This is a genomic window from Kineosporia sp. A_224 (assembly GCF_002198655.1).
Classification (GTDB): domain Bacteria; phylum Actinomycetota; class Actinomycetes; order Actinomycetales; family Kineosporiaceae; genus R-H-3.
On record NZ_MWLN01000191.1, the window covers coordinates 161,591 to 175,026 of the forward strand.

General features: G+C 73.9%; 11 protein-coding genes. 3 read left to right on the top strand and 8 right to left on the bottom strand.

Annotated elements, in window-relative coordinates; translation table 11 throughout:
• Positions 1–153 precede the first annotated feature (153 nt).
• Both EDJALFJO_RS21080 and EDJALFJO_RS21085 read right to left on the bottom strand, forming a co-directional pair.
• Positions 154–2,775 (bottom strand): LuxR family transcriptional regulator, encoded by a 2,622-nt coding sequence (locus tag EDJALFJO_RS21080; protein WP_088288272.1) that lies wholly within the window; start codon positions 2,773–2,775, stop codon positions 154–156.
• Positions 2,776–3,137: 362 nt separating this feature from the next.
• Positions 3,138–3,863: a DUF4386 family protein gene (locus EDJALFJO_RS21085; protein ID WP_088288273.1), complete on the bottom strand. Its 726-nt coding sequence runs from the start codon at positions 3,861–3,863 to the stop codon at positions 3,138–3,140.
• Between the two features lie 242 nt (positions 3,864–4,105).
• Between EDJALFJO_RS21085 and EDJALFJO_RS21090 the strand changes: the two genes are divergently transcribed.
• Both EDJALFJO_RS21090 and EDJALFJO_RS21095 read left to right on the top strand, forming a co-directional pair.
• A complete protein-coding gene (locus EDJALFJO_RS21090; protein ID WP_198950511.1) occupies positions 4,106–4,369 on the top strand; it encodes a hypothetical protein in 264 nt (87 codons plus the stop codon).
• A gap of 86 nt (positions 4,370–4,455) precedes the next feature.
• Positions 4,456–5,460, top strand: a complete 1,005-nt coding sequence (locus tag EDJALFJO_RS21095) for a serine hydrolase domain-containing protein (RefSeq protein ID WP_088288274.1) — start codon at positions 4,456–4,458, stop codon at positions 5,458–5,460.
• Between the two features lie 58 nt (positions 5,461–5,518).
• Here the strand turns inward: EDJALFJO_RS21095 and EDJALFJO_RS21100 are convergent, their stop codons facing one another.
• From EDJALFJO_RS21100 to EDJALFJO_RS21125, 6 genes are read right to left on the bottom strand one after another with little or no spacing between them, the layout of a single operon-like run.
• Positions 5,519–6,367 (bottom strand): ABC transporter ATP-binding protein, encoded by an 849-nt coding sequence (locus tag EDJALFJO_RS21100; RefSeq protein ID WP_088288275.1) that lies wholly within the window; start codon positions 6,365–6,367, stop codon positions 5,519–5,521.
• Positions 6,364–8,100, bottom strand: a complete 1,737-nt coding sequence (locus tag EDJALFJO_RS21105) for an ATP-binding cassette domain-containing protein (RefSeq protein WP_088288276.1) — start codon at positions 8,098–8,100, stop codon at positions 6,364–6,366. Before EDJALFJO_RS21105 ends, EDJALFJO_RS21100 begins: the two co-directional genes overlap by 4 nt.
• On the bottom strand, positions 8,090–9,130 hold the full coding sequence (locus tag EDJALFJO_RS21110; protein WP_088288277.1) for an ABC transporter permease: 1,041 nt from the start codon (positions 9,128–9,130) through the stop codon (positions 8,090–8,092). The genes EDJALFJO_RS21105 and EDJALFJO_RS21110 overlap by 11 nt, the downstream gene beginning before the upstream one ends.
• Positions 9,127–10,560, bottom strand: a complete 1,434-nt coding sequence (locus tag EDJALFJO_RS21115; protein WP_088288278.1) for an amidase — start codon at positions 10,558–10,560, stop codon at positions 9,127–9,129. Before EDJALFJO_RS21115 ends, EDJALFJO_RS21110 begins: the two co-directional genes overlap by 4 nt.
• 10 nt (positions 10,561–10,570) lie before the next feature.
• Entirely contained in the window at positions 10,571–12,151 is a 1,581-nt protein-coding gene (locus tag EDJALFJO_RS21120; RefSeq protein WP_088288279.1) for an ABC transporter substrate-binding protein, read from the bottom strand.
• Positions 12,152–12,201: 50 nt separating this feature from the next.
• A complete protein-coding gene (locus tag EDJALFJO_RS21125; RefSeq protein ID WP_088288280.1) occupies positions 12,202–12,645 on the bottom strand; it encodes a DUF3237 domain-containing protein in 444 nt (147 codons plus the stop codon).
• 99 nt (positions 12,646–12,744) lie between these two features.
• Here EDJALFJO_RS21125 and EDJALFJO_RS21130 point away from each other — a divergent pair, with 99 nt between their 5' ends.
• Positions 12,745–13,422 (top strand): TetR/AcrR family transcriptional regulator, encoded by a 678-nt coding sequence (locus EDJALFJO_RS21130; RefSeq protein WP_088288281.1) that lies wholly within the window; start codon positions 12,745–12,747, stop codon positions 13,420–13,422.
• The last annotated feature ends 14 nt before the right edge of the window (positions 13,423–13,436 follow it).

A 13,436-nucleotide genomic window follows, 5' to 3' on the forward strand; every position in this document is an offset into this window, starting at 1 on the left:
CTTCCGCGTGGCGCCGCGGCGCGGACGCACCGCTGGTCGCACGCCTCCGGTCTACCGACGGCCGGGACGGCGCCACATCGGTGAGGACTACCCATCCCCAACCCCCGCGGTACCTACCGAGGGTCGCGACGGGCTCTGCGGGGCCGCGACAGTTCAGGGCTGACGGGGTTCTGCGCGCGAGGCGGCCTCGCGACGGGACCGCACGCCGAGCTTGCGCAGGACGGCGGCGACGTGGTGCTCGACGGTCCGGCGCGACAGGACGAGGCGCTCGGCGATGGCGGCGTCCGGCAGCCCTTCGGCCAGGAGAGCGAGGACCTGAGACTCGCGGGCGCTCAGCCCGTCGGGATGCCGGCGGTCGCGGGCCCGCGGGGTGCGGGGCGCGGACCAGCCGCTGGCCCGCAGCAGCGCCCGGGTCCGGGCGGCCGCACCGGTCGCCGCCAACGAGTCGAAGCGCTCGACCGCCTCGGTCATCGGTGCGCGTTCACCGCTGCGTGCCAGGGCCAGGGCGTGCTCGTGGGGACATCCGAGCTCCTGCCACAGCTGCGCGGCCTCGACCCAGCGACCGGCCACCTCGAGGGCGTACGGCGGAGCGAGCGGTGCGTCGTCGCCGGCCGAGGGGTCCCCCAGCCAGGTGGCGACGGATCCCCGGTTCCACGGGCAGTCGGCCGCTGTCGCCTTCGGCCAGGTCTCCGCAGCGAACCTCCGCGCCCTCTCGGTCTCACCGGACAACCAGGCGATCTCGCAGCGGGCGGCGGTGACAGGCCCGAGACGCTGGATCTCCCCGATCCCCTCGGCCAGCCGGACCACCCGGTCCATCGGATGCCGCCACCCGTCGTCACCGGTCCGGGCCAGGGCCAGCGCCTGGACGACCAGCGGCTCGACCTGGCTGGTCGGTGCAGACTCGATGCGCTGCAGCACCTTCTCGGCGCCGACCCGGGCCGCGGTCGTCTGCCCGCGGTTGAGCATGAGCTGGGCCTGCAGGCCTTGGAGGTACAGCGTCCAGGCATCCAGGTCGCGATCGATGCAGTACTGCAGCCCTGCCTCCAACCGCGCCGCGGCGTCGGCGTGCCGGCGCTGCGCCACGGCACAGGACACCAAGTTGCAGTAGGCGCGCGCGGCATGCTCGTGCAGGTCAGCCGCCCGGGCCTGCTCCAGACTGGCGGTGAGCATCCCGATCCCCGCGTCGAAGTCGCCGGAGACAACCTCGGCCGTACCGAGGTTGTTCAACGCGTGCACCCGGACCTCGACCCGTTTCCGCCCGTCCGGCACGGGATCCAGCGCCGCCAGGGCACGTCGTCCCCAGAGCCTGGTGCCGTGCACGTCCGACGACAGCATCCGAAGCTGTGCGACGTTGCTGTACGCCATGGCGAGCTCGACGGTGCCCGACCCCTGGAGCGCCTGCACGGCAAGGTCCGCCTCCCGTTCGGACACGGCATTGCGTCCGGCGAACCAGTGGAGGCGGGACAGGCAACGATGGGCGTCGCCGACCCTGACCGTGTCACCGGACGCCGCCCAGATCTCCAGAGCCTCCTGGACCGCGTCCAGCGCATCCTCGACCTGGTCGGTGAGGTAGCACTCGTAACCCAGCACCCACAGCAGGTCCGCCCGGCGCCCGTCCGCCGGGCCATGGGCGAATCGCAGAGCGCGGCGGTACTGATGGACCGCTTCGCGATGCGCACCCAGGTCGGCTGCTCGCGCGGCCGCCGCAGGAGCATGGTCCACGACGGCTGCGGCGTCGCCTGCCGCCTCGGCGTGGTGCGCGACGCGCGCGTGGTCGACCGCGCCGTCTGCCGTGCGCGCCAGCAGGGCGGCGAGGATCCGCCGGTGGATCGCGACCCGCCGGAACGCCGGCATCGGCTCGGCGACCGCCAACCGGGCCAGCTCGTGCCGGAACGCCACCTCACCGGCCGCCGCGGTGAGAAGTCCGCGCTGCAAGGGCTCGTCGAGCACCTCCAGGTCGTCGTCCAGAACCTGCTCCAGCAGATCCATGTCCGCGCGCGCCCCGCACAGGGCCACGACGTCCAGCGCGGCGCACGCCGGCGCGGTCAGCCTGGACACCCGGGCCAGGACTGCGTCCCGGACCGTCGGCGGGACTGCACCGGTGCCGGCCGAGAGCACCTCGGTGACGAAGAACGGGTTTCCCCCGCTCACCCGGTACAGGCGCTCGACGTCCGCCGGTGCGACGTCCGGGTGGGCGAGGGCGTACTCGCGGGCCAGGTGCTCGACCGCCGAGCGCGACAGCCCCGGAAGATCCAGCCGGCGGGCACCCGGCGCGGTCGCGGCGTCGCCCAGCACCACCCGCAGCGGGTGCCCTGTGACGACGTCCTCCGGGCGGTACGTGACCAGCACCAGCGCCCGGCACGTGTGGACGCGGCGGGCGAGATGGCGAACCAGGTCGAGCGTCGCCTCGTCGGCCCAGTGCGCGTCCTCCACCACGAGGAGGAACGGCTCGCGGAGACCGGGCTCTCTCAGCGCCGTGACCAGTCGGGCGAAGACCTCGTGCCCGGTCGCCTCCGGAGGCCACACCTGTGCGGGCAGCCGCGGCAGCATCTCGACGAGCGGGCCCAGCGGCGCCGGTGTCGACGACCCGTCACAACCACCGACGGCGACCCGGGCCACCTCTGCCACCCGCTGCACGAGGCGCCCCACGAACGCGGTCTTGCCGACCCCCGCCTCCCCGGCGACGAAGACGATCCGGCCATGACCGTCCGCGGCCTCGGCGAAGTAGCCATCCACCGCCGCGGCCTGCTGGTCCCGTTCGAGGAGCCGCACCATCCGATGCTAGGAGGCAGCAGCGGGCCCGCACATACCTCGAAGGCTCCCGGTCCTGCCCCGGACGTGCCGCGCGGCACGTCGACGCATCGCAGGCCGGTGCACCGGCCGGACACCGGTTCGACACTCCGGGACAGCTCGTCGAGGCCGCACCGGCGCGGGTCGCGGGCACGGGCGACGCCGCGCCGCGTGTGCCCTCAGAGTCTCAGGCACCCACGGGCAGCGGACGGCGGGCCACGTCGCGGGCGTCCTGCGGCGGGAGCCCGAGCACCACGAGGATCCGCTCGGCGAGGTCCTCCGGGGTCGTGGCGTCGCTGCAAGACCTGCTCGGACAGCTCTTGCTCAGGGCCTTCGTGCCTCCTCGCCTACGCCGATGCGCTGTCGGGGCGGTCGGCGGTTCGAGCGCGCACCAGCCGCACGCCGGTCGCGAGCAGCCACACGAGCCAGGCGGCGTAGCCGGGCATGCCGACGAACAGGAACGCCGAGCCGTCCGCGATCGCGAGGTTGGCCGCCCCGGCGGCGACGAGCATGCCGCCCCCGGCCACTGCGAGCAGGCGCTGCCACCGGGGCGTCAGCCCGCTCGCGTGCGCCGCCACCGCAGCGCCGATGAAGGTGGTGCCGAGCGCCGGCAGTGCCAGCGCGAACGCTGCGGCGTGCAGCTGCCAGGCGAGCTCGAACGCCGGGCTCGGCTCGGCGAGCCCGTCGGCGGACAGCACGGCTCCGTCCCACAGGACGGCGTACAACGCGAAGACCGCCGAGAGAACCGCGCCCGCGGCGACCGCGAGGCGCGACCAGTCCGCGCCCGCACCCCCGCGGCGCCCGACGAGCCCGTGGAGACCGGCCACGAACCCGAGCAGCAGCGGCAGGTTCAGCGCCTCCAGACCGACCGCGACCGCGACCGCGGACCGGTTCTCCGCGTGGAATGCGAGCACCTCCTTGATCGGGTCCCCGTAGGCGGGCGCTCCCGCCCAGATCACCACCGCGTTCTGGATCGCCACCGACGCTGCCAGGGCGATCGCCGTCGCGCCGACCACCCGCTCCGTGAGCGCCCAGGTCGGGGTGGTTCCTGTCGTTGCCACTGCCGCACTCATTCGAAGCCTCTCCTGCTTCCCCAATTGACCCATGCCGTTTCGTACGCCGTACGTCGTACGCCGTACTATCGGCGTACGGCGTACGATTGTCAAGCCGTGCGAGGGAGCGAGGAGACCTCTGCCCGTGAGGGAACGACGTCTGTGAGCGGACCACGCCAGGTCGCGTCGGACGCGGGGCTGAGCAAGCAGCGGGTGGTGGTCGAGGCGGTCCGGCCGGCCGCGAGGGGGTCGACGGGCTGAGCATGCGCCGACTCGCCAACTGTCCGCTCGACAGCTACGTCTACGGGCACGCCCTGCAAGAAGCCAGCCTGCCCTTCGACACCGCCGACGACCTCGCCGGCATGACCCAGGACGTCTTCCTGCCCCAGCTCCCCCCGGACCAGTTCGCCTACCTCAACGAGTCCGCCGCCACGCTCCTCGTAACCGGCTACGACCCGGCAGAAGAGTTCACCTTCGGCCTCGACCTCGTCCTGGCCGCCCTCGAACCCCTGAGAACCACCGCCTAGCAACACTCACGGACCGTCGCGCGCCCCGGCCCAGCACATGCAGAACGACTGTCCCGGAACGGCGGGGCAGGCGTACCTTGCGGGCGATGGGATCACTTCAGGAAACGGTGGACGCGGTGGCAGCGCGCTCGGGGTTCTCGGGAGTGGTCCGCGTGGACCGCTCGGGGGAAACGGAGCTCTGCACGGCGTACGGGCTCGCCGACCGCGCCCACGACATCGCCAACACGGTCGAGACGGTCTTCGCGACAGCCAGCGGAACGAAGACCCTGACGGCACTGGCCGTCATGAGCCTGGTCGAGCAGGGCACCCTCGGGCTCGCCACGACCGCCCGGTCGCTGCTCGGCGAGGACCTGCCGCTCATCGGCGACGACGTGACGGTCGAGCACCTGCTGGCCCATCGATCCGGGATCGGTGACTATCTGGACGAGGACGCAGTCGCCGACGTGCGCGACTACGTGATGCCGGTGCCGGTGCACCGGCTCGCCACCACCGAGCAGTACCTCCCGCTCCTCGACGGGCACGAACCCGTGTCTCCCGCCGATGCACGCTTCGCCTACAACAACGCCGGTTACGTGCTGCTCGCCCTGCTGGCCGAACGGGCCTGCGGCGTGCCGTTCCACGATCTCGTGCGCACCCTCGTGACCGAGCCTGCGGGCATGGCCGACACCGCGTTCCTCCGCTCCGACGAGCTACCCGGTCGCGCCGCGCTCGGCTACCTGTCGTCGGACGGGCTGCGGACGAACGTGCTGCACCTGCCGGTGCGCGGCAGCGGCGACGGCGGCATCTACTCGACCGCTGCCGACCTCAGCGCCTTCTGGGACGCCCTGTTCTCCGGACGGATCGTCCCGCCGCGGCGCGTCGCCGAGATGACCCGGCCGCGCAGCGACTGGCCGGAGGAGTCCAGGCGGTACGGCCTCGGGTTCCACCTCCACGAGAGCAGCGACGCCGTCTGGCTCGAGGGGTACGACGCGGGCGTGTCGTTCACGAGCCTGCACCGGCCCACGACGTCGACCATCTGCACCGTCATCTCGAACTGGTCGGACGGCGCCTGGCCGATCATCCGGCTCCTCAACGACCACCCGGACAGCTGACTCCGACCGCGGCACAGACCGGCCCTCAGGGTCTGAGGGCGCTCCGGCGTCCCGGACGTCAGACCGGCCCGGCCTCGAGGCTGAAGCCGGGCGACCCCGGGTCGGCGGCGAGCAGCCGCCGGGTGTACCCGTCGGACGGGCGGGCGAAGACGCTCTCGGTCGGCCCGCGTTCCACGACACGGCCGTGCAGCAGGACGGTCACCTCGTCGCTGATCTCACGGACGACCGCGAGGTCGTGCGAGATGAACAGCATCGTCAGGCCGAGACGCGCGCGCAGGTCGGCGAGCAGGTCGAGGATCTCGGCCTGGGTCGTCAGGTCCAGGGCCGAGGTGATCTCGTCGGCGACGAGGAGGTCGGGGTCCCCCGCGAGCGCGCGGGCGACGGCGATCCGTTGCCGCTGGCCGCCGGAGAACTGGTGCGGGTAGCGGTCGGCGGCGTCCGCGTCGAGCCGGACCTGTTCGAGCAGCGCGCTGATCCGGGCCCGGGCCGGGGCGACGCGGGCCCGCACCGGGTCCACCGCCTCGGCGATCGTCTCGGCGACGGTGCGCCGGGGGTCGAGGGACGACCACGGGTCCTGCGGCACGAGCTGCACCCGCGGCAGGCCCGCGGCGCGCCGCCCGCGCATCCCGCGGCGCGGCAACGGGATCCCGCCGAGGCTGATCCGGCCCGAGGCGGGCCGGTGGACGCCGACGAGCGCCTTGGCGAGCGTCGACTTGCCGGACCCGGACTCCCCGACGAGACCGTGGACGCCGCCGCGCTCGACGGTGAGGTCCACGTGGTCGAGCACGGTGCGGGCGGAGCGGCCGTGGCCGAGGACGACGACGAGGTCCTCGACGTGGACGAGCGGTGGCGTGGGCACCTCGGTGGCCTCCGGGGACGTCGCGCCGGCGGGGGTGAAGGGGCTCATGCCGTGGCCCGGTCCTGCCGGGTGCCGGGCCGGGCGGCGAGCAGAGCGGCCGTCCACGGGTGGTTCGCCTCGCCGGCGCGCAGCGCCGCACCGGTCGTGCGGTCGATGACCCGGCCGTCGCGCAGCACGAGGACGGTGTCGCAGAGCGCGCCGACGACGCCGATGTCGTGGGAGATGAAGAGCACCGCGGTGCCGTGCTCGCGCTGCAGCCGGCGCAGCTGGCGCAGCACCTCCGCCTGGACGGTGACGTCGAGCGCCGTCGTCGGCTCGTCGGCGACGAGCAGGGCCGGGCCCGTGGTCAGCGCAGCGGCGATGGACGCGCGTTGGAGCATGCCGCCGGACAGCTCGTGCGGGTGCTGGTGCAGACGGCGCCGCGGCTCGGTGACCTTGATCTCGGTGAGCGCCGCGACGACGGCGTCCCGGGCGACCGCGCGCGGGCGGCGCAGGTGCACGCGGAGCACCTCGGTGAGCTGGGACCCCAGTCGCAGCGCGGGGTTGAAGGTCGCGGACGGGTCCTGGAAGACGATGCCGAGCTCGGTCGCGAGGCGCCGCGCGGGCGGCCGTCCGAGCAGGTCGAGGTCGCGCAGCCGCAGCGTGCGGGCGTCGGCGACGAGACCGTCGGCGAGCAGTCCGGCGACCGCCATGGCGATCGTCGACTTGCCGGACCCGGACTCGCCGACGAGACCGACGACCTCGCCGGGCCGCACCCGGAAGGAGACGTCGTCGACGAGGCGCCGGCCGCCGGCCTCGACGACGAGACCGTCGACGACGAGCACCGCGTCGTCCGCCGCGTCGTCGTCCTCCCCCAGCACCACCGCGTCCGGGGGACGACGGGCGGCCGGGGCAGGGGCGGCCGCCGGTGCGCCGTGCACCTGGCGCGGGTCGACGAGCCGGGCGACGCCGTCGCCGGCGAGCATCGCGCCCGCCCCGGCGAGGACGAGCATGAGCGACGGCGCGAGCACGAGCCACGGCGCGGTGTAGATCGACGGCAGTGCCTCGTTGAGGAGCCGGCCCCAGTCGTACTGCGGGCTCTGGACGCCCAGGCCGACGAACGACAGACTGCTGATCTCGAGCAGGGACAGCGCGAACGACGACGTGAGGAGCACGAGCAGCGGGCCGGACACGTTCGGCAGCACGTGCCGGGTGAGGACGCGCGGCCCGGGCACGCCGAGCAGGTGCGCCGTCGTGACGAAGTCCCGCGTGGCGACACCCTGGGCGAGGTTGTACGTGAGCCGGGCGAAGCCGGGGATGCCGGCGAGACCGATCGCGACGACGGCGGAGCCGGCGCCGGCGCCGAGCACGGCCGCGACGACGAGCGCGAGCACGAGCGAGGGGAACGCGACCGCGGCGTCGAAGACCCGCAGGAGCACCTGCCGCACCCGAGGCGGCGCGAGGAGCGCTCCCGCCCCCAGGGCCACACCGGCGACGAACGACAGCGCCGTGGCCCCCGCGGCCATGAGGAGCGTGAGCCGGGTCGCGACGAGCGCCCGGGCGAGGATGTCGCGGCCGAACGGGTCGGTGCCGAGCCAGTTCCCGGCACCGGGGGCGAGGTTGGCGTCGCCGGTCAGCGTCTCCGCACGCCCGGACAGCACGAGCGGCGCGACGACGCCCACGACGACGAGGAGAAGCAGCACCGCGCCCCCGGCGAGCAGCGACGGCGAGCGCCGCCAGGCCCGGCGCTGGGCCGGCCCGCGGAGCGCGGCCTCGGCGAGCAGCGCGGTGTCAACCGCCATGGTGGCCTCCGGTGAGCGTCCGCGGGTCGACGAGGCCGAGGACGACGTCGACGAGGAGGTTGACGAGCAGTGCGAGGACGCCGACGCAGAGGATGATCCCCTGGATCACGGGGTAGTCCTTGCTGACGATGGCCTGGACGATCTCCGTGCCCAGCCCCGGGTAGCTGAAGACGTTCTCGATGACGACGGTGCCGCCGAGCAGCGACGTGAGGACGAGGCCGGTCAGGGTGAGGACGCTCGTCAGCAGGTTGGGCAGGGCGTGCCGCAGGTAGAGCCGGCCGGCCGGCAGCCGGCGCGCCCTCGCGGTGCGCAGGAACTCCTGCTCGAGCACCGACGACGTCTCGGCCCGCACGACCCGCGCGACCGCGCAGGCGGGCCCGAGGGACAGCGCGAGGATCGGCAGCACGAGCGAGGCCGGGGTCTGCGCCCCGCCCGGCGGGAACAGCTTCAGCCCGATGGCCAGCGTGACGACGAGCAGCGTGCCGAGGACGTAGGGCGGGACGGCGGCCACGGCGCCGGCGACGACGCCGAACGCGACGTCGAGCCGCCGGCGGCGGCCGCCGCGGGTGAGGACGCCGACGGCCATCCCCAGCGGGACCGCGAGGGCGAGCACGAGCACGATCGCGGGGACGGCGAGCTGCACGGTGTAGGGCAGCCGGGTCGCGACGACGTCCGCCACGGGCACCCGGTAGCGGAACGACGTGCCGAGGTCGCCCCGGGCGAGGCCGCCGACGTACTCGACGAAGCGTTGCGGGAGCGGCCGGTCCAGGCCGAGGTCGGCCCGGATCGTCGCGACGGCCTGCGGGGTGGCCGCGCTGCCGGCGATGGCGCGCGCCGGGTCGCCCGGCAGCAGTGGCACGATGAGGAAGGTCACCGTGACGAGCAGCGCGAGGGCGAGCACCAGGCCCCCCGCGCGACGCACCGCGAAACGCACCCACGGCAGGTCGAGCACCGATCCCCGACCGGCGCGGGCGTGCCCGTTCCCGGGGGCGGCCGGGGCGGGCGCCGCGCCTGCCGTCGCCGTCGTCATCGCCCTGCCGGGACGAGGAGGCCCTCGTCCGCCGGGTGCGCGCCGACGAGGGGCAGCATCGGCTCGACCTGCGACGCCAGCCGGAGGAGCTTCGCCTCACCGAACGGTCCGCCGACGAGCTGCGCGCCGACCGGGATGCCGTCCGCGGTGCGGTGCGCCGGGAGCGTGACCGCCGGCAGCCCGCTGACGTTGCAGAAGGCGGTGAAGGACACCATCCGCAGCTCGGTGAGCCGGGGCGTCTCGGGAACAGCGTTGGCCTCGTCGCGGACGAGGCCGACCGGCGGGGCGACGGTCGCGGTCGTCGGGGTGAGGAGCACGTCGTAGTCGCGGCCCCACTGGGCGACGACCCGGCGGGTCTCGAGCTGCAGCCGCGCGGCGACCTCGGCGTACTGGCCCGCATGGACGGTCTCGGCGACGCGGCGGCGGCGGGCGATGTAGCCGTCGACCCTGTCCGGGTGGTCGAGCGGCAGTGCCCACGTCGAGGCGCTGATGACGACCTCGGCGAACGCCAGGAACGTGTCGGCGTCGAAGAGGTACGGCGCCACGGGGACGACGTCGTGCCCGAGCGACTCGAGCGCACGGGCGAGGGTGAGCGCCGCCTCCCGGCACGCGTCGTCGACCGGCATCCCGGTCGGCGCGTCGAGCAGCAGACCGACCCGCAGCCGCCCGGGGTCGACGCCGAGCTCGGCACTGAAGGGCCGCTCGGGGGCCGGTGCGTTGTACCAGCTCAGGGGGTCGAACCCGCTCATGACGTCGAGGAGCAGGGCAGCGTCGGCGACCGTGCGGGTGATCGCCCCCTCGGTCGTCGAGTGCTCCCATCCCCGGACGAGCGTCGGCACGCGACCGCGGCTCGGCTTGAGCCCGACCAGCCCGGTCACCGACGCGGGCACGCGGATCGAGCCGCCGCCGTCCGAGGCGTGCGCGGCCGGGGCGAGGCCCGCCGCGACGGCAGCGGACGCGCCGCCGCTCGACCCGCCCGACGTGAGGTCCAGGCGCCACGGGTTGCGGGTGACGCCGTGCCGCAGGTTCTCCGACACGGTGAGGGCACCGAACTCCGGAGAGTTGCTGCGCCCCAACGGGATCGCGCCCGCGTCGAGGAGGGCGGCGACGTCCGGGTCGCTCTCGGTCTCGATGCGCTCCTCGATGGCGAGGGAGGACATCGTGTTCGGCTGCCCCGCGCACGAGTGCAGGTCCTTGATGGGGATCGGGACGCCGTGGAGCGGGCCGAGCGGCTCGCGACGGACGACCGCGTCCGCCGCTCGGGCGGCCGCCGACCGCACGGCGTCCTCGTCGAGCCAGACGATGGCGTGGACCGCGCCGTCGAGGCGGGCGATCCGGTCGAGGTAGAGGTCGGCGACCTCGACCGGGCTGACCTGACCGGTCCGGATGAGGTCGGCGACCGTCGTCACGGGTGTGTAAGGGTCCAGCACGGCGGGCTCCTCAGTTCGTGATGCGGAAGGTGGGGTCGTCGAGCGCGCCGCCGAGCATCGCGACGCTGAAGCCGGGGCGGACGGCGTAGACGAAGGAATCGTTGACGAGCGGCACGGTGTCGGCGGCCTTGACGAGCGCCTGGTGGGCGGCACGCAGACCGGCGCAGCGGCCCTGCTCCTCGGTCGCCGCGAGGCCCTGCGCGAAGGCGGCGTCGGCCGCCGGGTTCTTCACCGCGCCGATGTTGCCGCCGCCGGCCTCGACGGCCGGGCCGCCGAAGAAGGGCAGCGGGCTGGCGAGCGAGCCGATGAAGTTGAGGTCGGCGAACACCGTGACGTCCCAGCTGTCCTGGGCGCCGAAGACCTTCGAGATCCACGTGCCGACGTCGGTGTTCTGCAGCTCGACCTCGGCGCCCGCAGCCCGCAGCACCTCCTGCAGGTAGACGTTGCCCGCGCCGTTCGTGCCGACGATCTGCGGGCCGAGCAGGCGGATCCTCTTGCCTGCGAGCACCTTCTTCGCGGCGGCCGGGTCGGTCGGGACGACGAAGGAGGTGTCGCCGTCCCAGCACGGTGTGTTCTTGGACGCCAGGTAGGTCAGGGTCTCGCCGGTGCCCTTCGAGGTGACCTTCTCGAAGGCGGCCCGGTCGATCGCCTGCGCGACGGCCTTGCGCAGCGCCGGGTCCGTGAACGGGCTGCCCGGCCGCTCGTTGAAGACGAGGTAGAAGTCGGAGAACGGGAACACCGCGGCCTTCGCCGAGCCGTCGCCCTCGATCCGCGGGACGGACTCGGCGTTGATCTTGGCGATGTCGAGCTGGCCGTTCTTCACGAGGTTGGCCGTCGCCGTCGGGTCCAGGGAGACGACGTACTCCACGGTCTTCGGCACCTCGCCGGCCGGCGTCGTGGCGCGCTTCGGCCAGGCGGTGTAGTCCGCGCGCAGCGCGTACGAGTACGTCGCGCCGGACTGCTGCGCGGTGAGCGTGTACGGCCCGGACCCGGCGCCCTTCACCGTGCCGGCGGCGAGCCCCTTCTCGTCGGCGAGACCCGCGGGGCAGACGATGCCGGAGGACGCGATCGTCAGGCCACCGGCCAGGTCCCACGGTCGCTCGACGGTGACCGTGACGCTGTCGGCGGTGTCGTCGGCGGTGACCTTCGGGACGTTGCCCGGGCCGAACACCGATACTGCGGTCGAGGCCGCCGTGGCCGGTGCGGCCAGGCGGTCCAGGGACTTCTTGACCACCGCCGGCGTCACCTTCGTGCCGTCGGAGCACGTGGCGTCCGTGCGCAGGGTGAACGTCGCACTGGACGGCGTCGTCGTCCACGTCGTCGCCAGGCCGCCGACGATGCCGTCGGTGTCCTTGCGCACGAGGGTGTCGAAGCTCATCCGCGCGAGCAGGAAGTCCGGCAGTGACGCCGCCTTCGCCGGGTCGAAACCGGCGGGGACGTCGATCGTCGTGCGCACGGTCGTCGTCGCGGGACCGGCACTGCCGGCCGTCGTCGCCGACGGCGTCGAGCCGGTCGTCGCGCAGCCGGCGACGAGGAGGACGCCGCCGATCGCGGCGGTGGACGACGTGACGCGGGTACTGCTCCAGCGCATGGGGACTCCTGCGGACTCGTTGCCGGTGGACGGAAGGGGTCGGGCGAGGGTCAGGCGAGGACTTCGAAGACCTCGACGGTCGTCGCACCGGGGCCCGCGTGGGCCCGGCCGACGAACACGGTGCTCGTGAGGTGCTGCAGGTCCGGCGACGCGGTGCGGAAGACGGGCGTGGACTGGAAGTAGCGCATCGCCGTCCAGTCACCGGTGTCGCCGGCGACGTGACGCAGGTAGCCGACGTTGTGGACGTCGACGAGGTCACCCGCGTCGGTGCGGATCAGGTACCGGGCCTCGACGCGGAAGACGCCGTCGGCGCGGACGAGGCACCAGTCCCCGCCACCGGGGAGGACCGTCCCGGACAGCTCCCCGGTCACGCGGCCCCCGGTGATGGGGATGTACTCCAGCGTCGCGTCGCCGCGGTGCTCGAGCACCTCGGGCGGAGCGACCTCCGCGACGATGGTGAACGCGTGGCGGAGGGTCGGCGGCGTCGTCGTCATGCACCAGGACTATGGGACTAGTTAGCGTTGTAGTCAATAGTGTTCACTAAATCCGGACGAGCCCTCCGGGTATCGTCGGGGCGAGCTACAGGAGGTGCGATGGCCGGGTCCTCGGTCTCACGACGCCGGCTCGCCAGAGGCTCGCTGTCGAGGCAGGTCATCGTCGAGGCGGCCCTCGGCCTGCTCGACGAGGAGGGGCCGGACGCGTTGACGTTCGCCCGGCTGGGGTCGGCGCTCGACGCCTCGACGACTGCCGTCTACCGGCACTTCACCAGCCGGGACGAGATCGTCGTCGCCCTGGCCGAGGAGCTCGACCGGCTCAGCCTCCACGGTTACGAGGCGCACGAGGACTGGCGCGAGTCGCTGCGCGACCTGGCCTGGCGCGCATGGCGGACCGCGAGCGAGCACCCGGCCGCGGCCTCGACCGCCATGCACCGCACGACACGCGGCATCCACGAGCTGCGCGCGGTCGACGCCGTCCTGGAGGCCCTCCACCGGGCAGGGCTGCGCGGCGAGGATGCCGGCACGAGCTACGCGGTCTACGCCCACCTCGTGCTCGCCGTGTGCAGCCAGCACGCGACGCGCCTGGTCTCCATGTCGGCCGAGGGCGTGGAGGGGTGGGTGCAGGTGTACCACCCGACGGACCCGACGGCGTACCCGTATGCCGCCCGGGCCGCGGCGTACCTGTCGGCGATCGACCACACCGAGGTCTTCCGCCGCCAGGTCGAGCTCGTCATCACCGACCTCGAGACGCGCGCGAGCCGGGCCGGCGTCTGACACCGGCCCGCGTC

Coding starts and splice junctions, on each gene's coding strand:
- EDJALFJO_RS21120 (WP_088288279.1), bottom strand. CDS start 12,151: ATGCGCTGGAGCAGTACCCGCGTCACGTCGTCCACCGCCGCGATCGGC.
- EDJALFJO_RS21130 (WP_088288281.1), top strand. CDS start 12,745: ATGGCCGGGTCCTCGGTCTCACGACGCCGGCTCGCCAGAGGCTCGCTG.
- EDJALFJO_RS21085 (WP_088288273.1), bottom strand. CDS start 3,863: ATGAGTGCGGCAGTGGCAACGACAGGAACCACCCCGACCTGGGCGCTC.
- EDJALFJO_RS21110 (WP_088288277.1), bottom strand. CDS start 9,130: ATGACGACGGCGACGGCAGGCGCGGCGCCCGCCCCGGCCGCCCCCGGG.
- EDJALFJO_RS21080 (WP_088288272.1), bottom strand. CDS start 2,775: ATGGTGCGGCTCCTCGAACGGGACCAGCAGGCCGCGGCGGTGGATGGC.
- EDJALFJO_RS21095 (WP_088288274.1), top strand. CDS start 4,456: ATGGGATCACTTCAGGAAACGGTGGACGCGGTGGCAGCGCGCTCGGGG.
- EDJALFJO_RS21090 (WP_198950511.1), top strand. CDS start 4,106: ATGCGCCGACTCGCCAACTGTCCGCTCGACAGCTACGTCTACGGGCAC.
- EDJALFJO_RS21105 (WP_088288276.1), bottom strand. CDS start 8,100: ATGGCGGTTGACACCGCGCTGCTCGCCGAGGCCGCGCTCCGCGGGCCG.
- EDJALFJO_RS21125 (WP_088288280.1), bottom strand. CDS start 12,645: ATGACGACGACGCCGCCGACCCTCCGCCACGCGTTCACCATCGTCGCG.
- EDJALFJO_RS21100 (WP_088288275.1), bottom strand. CDS start 6,367: ATGAGCCCCTTCACCCCCGCCGGCGCGACGTCCCCGGAGGCCACCGAG.